Raw genomic sequence first — 3,543 nt, forward strand, 5'->3', positions numbered from 1 at the left:
GGCTCGCCCACCGCCTCATAATAATGGGCCATGCTAAGCTGAGTTCGATAGTAGTTAGGGGCATGTTTGAGTGCTTTTTCCAAATTCTCTCTTGCTCTGATCATGTTGCCTTTTTCAAGGTACCCAAGCCCTAGTGCTAAACGAGTTTCTGCCATGTCGATGGACGATGCTTTTGTTGGTGTCTCGTCGCCGTTTGTTACCGTCACACAACCTGTTATGCTCATTACTGTGCTGATCACTACGCTCATAGCGATGTTTATCGCTATAGTCTTTGATGGCATAACTGAGATCGGTGACGACATAGCAAAAAGTGTCTTTTTCATAAGGGCTCCTTGTTAGCAGATTCATCATATTCTGAATGTTACGGTTAGAAATACCGAGCAAGGAACAATGCGAGCAAGTTAGCAATCATAAAAAAACGGTCATATTAATGACCGTTTTTCTTGTTTCTTATTAACTAAAGAGTAAATAAGGTGTTGATTATTAATCATCTTTCGTAAAGTGGGCTTCACTGAACTTATCAAGGTCGTAAGGGGTTTGTTGATAAACGCAGTAATTGAGCCAGTTAGAGAACAGCAAGTGTCCGTGACTACGCCAACTGGCACACGGTTTGTTATCCGCGTTGTTATTTGGGTAGTAATTAATCGGCATTGCTGGCTCCATGCCTTCACCTAAATCACGAATGTATTCATGATGCAATGTGAGCGCGTCGTACTCAGGGTGGCCTGTTACAAAAACGTTTCGTTTGTCTTTCGTTGCTGCTAGGTAAACGCCAGCGACATCTGAACTGGCTAAAATATCCAGCTCAGTATGCGCTTCTAGGAATTCAGTAGAAAAATCTGCATAGCGAGAATGGGGGGCCAAAAACGTATCGTCAAAACCTCGTAAAACGGGGTGGAACGGTTGGTGAATTTTATGATGGTACACGCCAGAGAGCTTTTCTTTTCGAGTGCGTTTTGGCAGGTCGTAAAGGAGTTTCAACCCCGCCTGAGCCGCCCAGCATACGTACAATGTCGATGTCACATGACTTTTGGCCCAGTTCATGATGCTTTGTAGATGATCCCAGTAAATCACATCTTCAAACTGCACAAGACCAAGAGGGGCGCCGGTAATAATCAAGCCATCGAAGTTGCGGTTTTTCACCATTTCAAATTGACGATAAAAATTATCAAGATGCTCTGTAGGGGTATTCTTACTTGGGCGATCATCAATGCGCAGCAATTCAACATCCACCTGTAGTGGGCTGTTAGAAAGCAATCGTAAGAATTGAGTTTCCGTCTCAATTTTTTTTGGCATAAGATTTAAGATCAACACCTTGAGCGGACGAATCTCCTGAGTTGAGGCGCGAGACTCGGGCATGATAAATATGTTTTCTTCGCGCAACACATCGGATGCAGGCAGTTGATCGGGGATCTTAATTGGCACAGCTCTTCTCCCTAAGCTATTTATTTTGGACGTCTATACATCCAAACTTAACGTAATCAGTATAAGATGTCGATAGGAAAATGAATCTAAATCGCGTTACTATGCAACTTCTATAATGACTTCTATAAGTAATCCTATAGTAATGAACAAAGTATGAGCAAACCGTTATGACACAAACGTTCACCTTGATTCGTGGCCTGCCTGGGTCAGGAAAATCGACACTTGCACAGACGATGAATGCGGCTCATTTTGAAGCCGATATGTATTTTATTACTGCTCAAGGGGAATACCATTACGATGCTGACTTAATCCAGTGTGCCCATGAGTGGTGTTATAAGCAGACGGAACAGGCACTCTTTAACGGTGAGAGTGTTGTTGTGTCCAATACCTTTGTGCGTCGTTGGGAGATCCTGCCGTATTACCATCTTGCGCGTCAGTTTGGCTTAACACTGGACGTCATAGAGTGCACGGGCAGTTATGCCAATATTCATGACGTTGACAAAAAAACAATCACTAAAATGAAGAAACGGTGGCAGCAATGGCAAAACGATCGCCAGTCATAGATATATCGTCATACGGTATATACACAACATGGGATTCACGAGCGAAAGACTTACCAAAAATTCAAGAGTTTACGACTAATGTTCCGGCAGAGGTCGATGTAGAGTTTGGTCTTATCATCAACATTAAAAAAGCCAAAGGCGAGAAGTTTACTTTTTGCATTGACCATCCTGGTATATTGAGTAAAAAAGGTGAGCCCTTAGAACCATTCACCGGTGAAGAGTATATAAACAGTAACGACTTTGATTTCTACTTAGGTGACACAGTGTGGGAGCCGGTAGAAGATAAGTTGGGTAAATGGACAATGACCATTGAGTTACAGGGTCGCGTTGTCGCTGAAAAAACCTTCCATTTAATTGGAAAGAATGAGCAGCAATTTTGGAAGCACCGAGGCTTTTAACCGTTACGTTGACGTCTCCGGTGTTTTTCAAGGTAACTGTTTATCAAAAAGACAAAAAGACAAAAAACAGGAGCCGTAAAAGGCGCCTGTTTTTATTGATGTAAACAATGCGTTATGAATTACTGAACAGCCGCGTCGGGTTTGGTTCTTAACTTATTAATGAATCCAATCACTATTGGGCTAATCAATACCAAGGCCGCGATGACAGTAAAGGTCAGCGTAATCGGACGTTCCCATAAGAAGCTCAGTTCTCCATCACTGATCATCAATGCTCGGCGTAAGTTCTCTTCCATTAATCCACCCAGGATGAACCCAAGCAAGAGTGGGGCTAGTGGGAAGTTAGCAAGCCGCAAAGCTATCGCAGCCATGGCCACAATCAACATGATGAACACATCCATGGTGTTAAATGAAACGAGATACACCCCCGTAATTGAGAAGAACAAAATCATCGGAAGAAGTACTGTCCTTGGCACGGCCAATAACTTTGAAATGTAAGGGATTAATGGGAGGTTAAGAATAACCAGTACGATGTTACCAAAGTACATAGAAATGATGACCGACCAAAACACATCTGGGTGCTCTACAAACAAACGTGGACCAGGTTGAATACCGTAAGCTATCAAAGCACCAAGCATGATGGCTGTTGTACCCGAACCGGGGATTCCCAATGTCAAAAGAGGAACAAAGGATCCGCTTGATGCTGCGTTGTTTGCTGATTCTGGGGCAACCAAACCACGAATGCTGCCCTTACCAAACTCTTTTTTCTTGTCTTTTGGCGCCAGGCTTCGTTCCATTCCGTAGCTAAGAAACGCGGCAATAGTTGCGCCAGCACCAGGAAGAACGCCAGTAAAGAAACCAAGAATAGACGATCGAATCGAGACCGGAGCCACTTCTTTGAATTCTTCCTTTGTGACCTTCATGCTACCAATATTGGCCATAATTTGATTTTCTTCGCCATTGGTGTCTTTCTCTGGCTTCAATATTCCCATCAGCGTTTCGCCAAGCGCAAATGTCGCCATAGCAAGCAGTAAGAAGCTAAAGCCATCCATAAGGTCAGTTAGGCCAAAAGTAAAACGTTCAACACCGACACCTTTGTCTATTCCCACGGTAGACAGCATTAAGCCTAGAATCGTCATCATCCATGCTTTCACGACTTG

General features: G+C 43.5%; 4 protein-coding genes and 1 pseudogene. 2 read left to right on the plus strand and 3 right to left on the minus strand.

Going from position 1 to position 3,543, the window contains the following annotated elements:
• Positions 1 to 248 (minus strand): annotated as a pseudogene (locus ACP45E_RS19730) (type IV pilus biogenesis/stability protein PilW); the annotation flags it as partial.
• Positions 249 to 483: 235 nt separating this feature from the next.
• Positions 484 to 1,425: a homoserine O-acetyltransferase MetA gene (gene metA, locus ACP45E_RS19735; protein ID WP_017034103.1), complete on the minus strand. Its 942-nt coding sequence runs from the start codon at positions 1,423 to 1,425 to the stop codon at positions 484 to 486.
• Positions 1,426 to 1,592: 167 nt separating this feature from the next.
• Here metA and ACP45E_RS19740 point away from each other — a divergent pair, with 167 nt between their 5' ends.
• Together ACP45E_RS19740 and ACP45E_RS19745 are read left to right on the plus strand one after the other, a co-directional pair.
• Complete coding sequence (locus tag ACP45E_RS19740; RefSeq protein WP_017038418.1) at positions 1,593 to 1,988, plus strand: AAA family ATPase; 396 nt, start codon at positions 1,593 to 1,595, stop codon at positions 1,986 to 1,988.
• Positions 1,964 to 2,386, plus strand: a complete 423-nt coding sequence (locus ACP45E_RS19745; RefSeq protein ID WP_017034101.1) for a DUF3859 domain-containing protein — start codon at positions 1,964 to 1,966, stop codon at positions 2,384 to 2,386. Before ACP45E_RS19740 ends, ACP45E_RS19745 begins: the two co-directional genes overlap by 25 nt.
• 119 nt (positions 2,387 to 2,505) lie before the next feature.
• On the opposite strand, the gene ACP45E_RS19750 is transcribed toward ACP45E_RS19745, so the two are convergent.
• Positions 2,506 to 3,543: tripartite tricarboxylate transporter permease (locus ACP45E_RS19750; RefSeq protein ID WP_069585461.1), on the minus strand; the 1,038-nt coding region annotated here is incomplete at its 5' end.

The sequence above is a fragment of the Vibrio genomosp. F10 str. 9ZD137 genome (genome assembly GCF_049974785.1).
Lineage (GTDB): Bacteria > Pseudomonadota > Gammaproteobacteria > Enterobacterales > Vibrionaceae > Vibrio.

Coding starts and splice junctions, on each gene's coding strand:
- ACP45E_RS19745 (WP_017034101.1), top strand. CDS start 1,964: ATGGCAAAACGATCGCCAGTCATAGATATATCGTCATACGGTATATAC.
- ACP45E_RS19740 (WP_017038418.1), top strand. CDS start 1,593: ATGACACAAACGTTCACCTTGATTCGTGGCCTGCCTGGGTCAGGAAAA.